This window comes from Roseomonas sp. TAS13 (genome assembly GCF_001950415.1).
Classification (GTDB): Bacteria; Pseudomonadota; Alphaproteobacteria; order Acetobacterales; family Acetobacteraceae; genus Roseomonas; species Roseomonas mucosa.
The window spans coordinates 1-4975 of sequence record NZ_BDLP01000320.1 but is presented as its reverse complement, the minus strand read 5'-3'; the positions used below and the strand labels follow the sequence as shown (position 1 = coordinate 4975).

Genomic DNA, 4975 nt, shown 5'->3' with positions numbered 1-4975 from the left:
GCGAAAGGCGGGGTCCGGGGACATACCATGTCCCCGGCGGAGAGGGGGTCCGGGCGGAGAGGCAGAGCCTCTCCCCCGGCGGCCGGCCTCGAAGCAAAACGCCCGCAGCCTCAGCGCATCGGCAGCGCATAGAGCAGCCCGCCCCGCGTCCAGAGCTCGTTCGGCCCGCGTGCCAGCCCGACCGGCGTCTTCGGCCCCATGTGGCGGTCGTACATCTCGCCGTAATTGCCCACTGCCTTCACCACGCGCACCACCCAGTCCGGGTCCAGCTTCAGCGACTGTCCCAGTTCCGGCGTGACCCCCAGCAGGCGGCGCGTGTCCGGGTTGGTGGTGGTCCGCTTCACCTCCTCCGCATTGGCGGAGGTGACGCCGCTCTCCTCCGCCTGGATCACCGCGTTCACGTACCAGCGCACCAGATCGTACCACTCGTCGTCGCCACGGCGGACATAGGGGCCGTAGGGCTCCTTGGAGAAGCGCTCGCCCAGGATCTTCCATTCCTCGGGATTGGGCATCGATGACCGCACGGCGGCGAGCTGCGAGGCATCCGTGCCGAAGGCATCGCAGCGACTGGCCTGCAGCGCGTCGGAAGCCTGGTCGTTGCGCTGGAAAAGCACCGGGCTGAAACCCAGGCCCTGGCTGCGGAAATAGTCCGCCGTCACCTGCTCGTTGGTCGTGCCCTGGATCAGGCAGATCGTGGCGCCGTTCAGCTCGGATGCCTTCGAGATCTGGGCATTGGCCCGGACCATGAAGCCGTGCCCGTCATAGAAATACGGCGTGATCGCCCGCAGCCCGAGTGTCACGTCGCGCAGCATCGTTTCCGTGCTGGTGCGGAACAGCACGTCGATCTCGCCCGAGGCCAGCGCCGTGAAGCGGCTGGAGGACGGCAGCGGCGTGAACCGCACCTTGCCGGCATCGTTGAACAGCGCCACGGCCAGGCCCCGGCACAGGTCCACGTCCAGTCCCTGCCACACGCCCTTGGAGTCCGGCAGGGCGAAGCCCGCCACGCCGGTATGGATGCCGCAGACAAGCTGTCCGCGCGCGCGGACCGCATCCAGCGTGGCCCCGGCCCGCGCGGCGCCAGGACCGGTCAGCAGCGCGGCCACGGACATGGCCAGGGCAAGAAGAAGGCGCTTCATCGTCACGACATCCCGGTTGTGAACCCGGAAAGAGTGCGAAGTCTGTTCCCGCACCGTCAACACGCCCGCCCGGCTTCCAGGGTGCTGGAACGCGCCACCCCGTCCGGCCGCTGCCCACGCCCCGGGCATTGCCGCGTGGCGCCGCCCATCTCCGCGCCGCTTCTGTCCCGCGAGCGGGCGCGGACAGCCACCGCCGAGCCCGAACAGACCGTTCCTCAGTGCCCCCGCACGTAATGCACGATGTCGATGAAGCCCTGGGCGGAGACTGGCAGCACCAGCAGCAGGACCGCCGTGATCAACACGATCGCCGCCCAGAACCGCTCCTGCCCCTTCGAGCGCTCGGGTGGCTCTTCACGCATCCGGAAACCCGCACCATCGAAGGGCATTCGCAGCACTCCCGCCAGCAGCTCCCACTCCCCGGGGGCAAAGCCTATCGGCACGGCCATCGCGGCCTCAAGTCCTATCCGTGCCGTTGCCCGGAACCCGCCCCGGCTCCGGCCCCGACCGCTGCGCCGATGGGAACGGTGCGGGCGTCTCCCCCCGCCACACGCCCGGTGCGGCCCCTCCGGCGTCATGCCCCCCGCCACTCCCGGCGGAGGCCGCCGGACCGCCCAACGGCGCCCGGGCTTGCGGTTCGCGGTATCCCCATTAACGTCCGGCAGGCCGGGAGGAGCGTCTCCGCCGCGCCGTGCCCGATGAAAAACCCGTGTCCCCGCACCAGATCAGGCCCAGCATGAACCTGATGACCGCCCCCGCCCCCATCCTGTTCCAGCCGCCGAAGCGCCCGGCCACCGAGCCGCAGAAGCCGCTGCGGGTGGAATCCCCCTACCAGCCCGCCGGCGACCAGCCCGCCGCCATCGCCGACCTCGTCGCCGGCCTGCGGCAGGGGGAGCGCGACCAGGTCCTGCTCGGCGTCACCGGCTCGGGCAAGACCTTCACCATGGCCAAGGTCATCGAATCCGTGCAGCGCCCGACCCTGATCCTGGCGCCCAACAAGACCCTCGCGGCCCAGCTCTACGGGGAGATGAAGTCCTTCTTCCCCGACAACGCGGTGGAATACTTCGTCTCCTACTACGACTACTACCAGCCGGAAGCCTATGTCCCGCGCACCGACACCTATATCGAGAAGGATTCCGCGATCAACGAGCAGATCGACCGCATGCGCCACAGCGCCACACAGGCGCTGCTGGAACGCGGCGACGTCGTGATCGTCTCCTCCGTCTCCTGCATCTACGGCATCGGCTCGGTCGAGACCTACGGCAACATGACCGTGCGCCTCGAACAGGGCGGCCGCATCGCGCGCGAGACTCTGCTCAAGGCCCTGGTGGAACTCCAGTACCGCCGCAACGACGCCGCCTTCGCCCGCGGCACCTTCCGCGTGCGCGGCGAGACGGTGGATGTCTGGCCCTCCCACATGGAGGACCGGGCCTGGCGCATCTCCCTCTTCGGCGACGAGGTGGACGGGCTGCGCGAGTTCGACCCGCTGACCGGCGAGGTTTCCGGCGAGATGGAACGCATCGCCATCTACGCCAACTCGCACTACGTCACCCCGCGCCCGACGCTCATCCAGGCGATCAGGCAGATCAAGACGGAACTCAAGCAGCGCCTCGCCGAGCTCAACGACGCCGGCCGGCTGCTGGAGGCCCAGCGCCTGGAACAGCGCACCACCTTCGACATCGAGATGCTGGAGACCACCGGCGTCTGCAAGGGCATCGAGAACTACTCCCGCTACCTCTCCGGCCGCGGCCCCGGCGAGCCGCCGCCGACCCTCTTCGAGTACCTGCCCGCCAACGCCCTCCTCGTCGTCGATGAAAGCCACGTCACCGTGCCGCAGATCGGCGGCATGTACCGGGGCGACTTCGCGCGCAAAACCATCCTGGCCGAGCACGGCTTCCGCCTGCCCTCCTGCATGGACAACCGCCCCCTGAAGTTCGAGGAGTGGGACACCTTCCGTCCCCCCAGCCTCTTCGTCTCCGCCACCCCCGGCCCCTGGGAGATGGAGCGCGCCGCCGGCACCTTCGCCGAGCAGGTGATCCGCCCCACCGGCCTGATCGACCCGGTCTGCGAGATCCGCCCCGTCGAAGGCCAGGTGGACGACCTCCTCGCCGAATGCCGCATCATCCGCGACAAGGGCGGCCGCGTCCTCGTCACCACGCTCACCAAGCGCATGGCCGAGGATCTCACCGAGTACATGACGGAGACCGGCATCAAGTGCCGCTACCTGCACTCGGACGTGGACACGCTGGAGCGCATCGAGATTATCCGTGATCTCCGCAAGGGCGTCTTCGACGTGCTGATCGGCATCAACCTGCTGCGCGAGGGCCTGGACATCCCCGAATGCGCCCTTGTCGCCATCCTCGACGCCGACAAGGAAGGCTTCCTCCGCTCCACCACCTCGCTGATCCAGACCATCGGCCGCGCCGCCCGCAACGCCGAAGGCCGCGTCATCCTCTACGCCGACCGGATGACCAACAGCCTGAACAACGCGCTGGGCGAGACCGAGCGGCGCCGCGCCAAGCAGATGGCCTACAACGAGGAACACGGCATCACGCCGCAGACCATCCGCCGCGACATCTCCGACGTGCTGCAATCCGTCTACGAGCAGGACTACGTCACGGTGGAGGCGGTCGAAGGCTCCGAGACGGCGGAATTCGTCGGCAAGGACCTCCGCGCCTCGATCGCCGAGCTCGAACGCCGCATGCGCGCCGCCGCCGCCGACCTGGAATTCGAAACCGCCGCCCGCCTGCGCGACGAGATCAAGCGCCTCGAAGCCATGGAGCTCGGCCTCGACGCCGGCCCCGTCACCCACGCCAAGGACATCCGCGCCAAGGGCGACTGGCGCCCCAAGCCCCTCGGCCCCGGCGGCGGCGGCTACGATCCCAAGAAGACCACCCGCGGCGGCCGCTCCCGCGGCCAGCGTGCCGCCGCCCGCAAGGGCTGATCTTCCGCATCCGGCGCCGCTCCGTCCCGGGGGACAAGGCTCCGCCTTTTCCCCCGGCCCCCTTATCCGCCAGGACCCTGCGGGCCCTGGACCCGATGAACTGGTGCCCGCTGATGACGGATCGCGCCGGAGAGCATCGCTCTCCGGCGGACTGCCGGTGCCACCCGCGTGGACAAGGTGTTTTTCTGTTCGGGAGCCCCGCGTCTCCACCGGCTCCCGGGGATCAGGCGGCAAGAACAACGGCAGCCACCGGCACCCACTCAAGCCCGGGGTCCGGGGACCGGCTTCGGTCCCCGGCGGAGAGGGGGTCCGGGGCGAGAGGCAGCGCCTCTCCCCTGGCGGCCGGCCACGAAGCGCGATGCCGGAACCGGCCCCGTCACTCTTCCGCCCCGCGTCCCGGCCGCAGCAGCCTGTCCCGCAGCAGGCCGAAGCCCAGCACCGACAGCACCGAGGCACCCAGCAGCAGCGCCGCGAAGCCGAGCGGCGCGAAGGCATTGCCGGAAAGGTCCCGCACCCGCCCGGCCAGCGCCGGCAGCCCGGCCATGCCCAGCCCGAAGACGGTGTAGAACACGCCCAGCCCCAGGGAGCGGCGCTCCGGCGGCAGGATGGTCGCAGGCAGCGACACCATCGGCCCGCCCGCCAGCCCGCCGAGCAACCCGTAGAGCAGCAGCAGCGACAGGGGCGCCACCGGCAGGAAGGCGACGCTCGCCGCCATCAGCGCCGCCACCCCCGCCGAGAAGCGCAGCACCGAGCCAGCCCGCGCCGCCGCCCAGCCGCCGAAGGGCAGCAGCGGCACCGCCCCCCAGCCCGCGAGGCTCGCCACCCATCCCGCCCCGGCCACGCCATAGCCACGCTCCGCCAGCCAAGCCGGCGCGAAGCCCAGCACGATCACCAGCGC

At 70.3% G+C, this 4975-nt stretch carries 4 protein-coding genes; 1 reads left to right on the top strand and 3 read right to left on the bottom strand.

The genetic code is table 11. The features are described from left to right. Positions 1–110: 110 nt before the first annotated feature. On the bottom strand, positions 111–1136 hold the full coding sequence (locus ROTAS13_RS19145; RefSeq protein ID WP_058390223.1) for an amino acid ABC transporter substrate-binding protein: 1026 nt from the start codon (positions 1134–1136) through the stop codon (positions 111–113). A gap of 215 nt (positions 1137–1351) precedes the next feature. Then, entirely contained in the window at positions 1352–1582 is a 231-nt protein-coding gene (locus tag ROTAS13_RS19140; protein WP_019462882.1) for a hypothetical protein, read from the bottom strand. 287 nt (positions 1583–1869) lie between these two features. On the opposite strand from ROTAS13_RS19140, the gene uvrB reads away from it, so the two are divergent. Beyond that, positions 1870–4077, top strand: a complete 2208-nt coding sequence (gene uvrB / locus ROTAS13_RS19135) for an excinuclease ABC subunit UvrB (RefSeq protein ID WP_371329205.1) — start codon at positions 1870–1872, stop codon at positions 4075–4077. A 376-nt stretch (positions 4078–4453) separates the two neighbouring features. Here uvrB and ROTAS13_RS27345 read toward each other — a convergent pair. After that, the coding region (locus ROTAS13_RS27345) for a hypothetical protein (protein ID WP_216348690.1) at positions 4454–4975 on the bottom strand (522 nt) is incomplete at its 5' end.

Excerpts from the sequence above, each read along its gene's own strand:
- ROTAS13_RS19145 (WP_058390223.1), bottom strand. The coding sequence starts at position 1,136 with ATGAAGCGCCTTCTTCTTGCCCTGGCCATGTCCGTGGCCGCGCTGCTG.
- ROTAS13_RS19140 (WP_019462882.1), bottom strand. The coding sequence starts at position 1,582 with ATGGCCGTGCCGATAGGCTTTGCCCCCGGGGAGTGGGAGCTGCTGGCG.
- uvrB (WP_371329205.1), top strand. The coding sequence starts at position 1,870 with ATGAACCTGATGACCGCCCCCGCCCCCATCCTGTTCCAGCCGCCGAAG.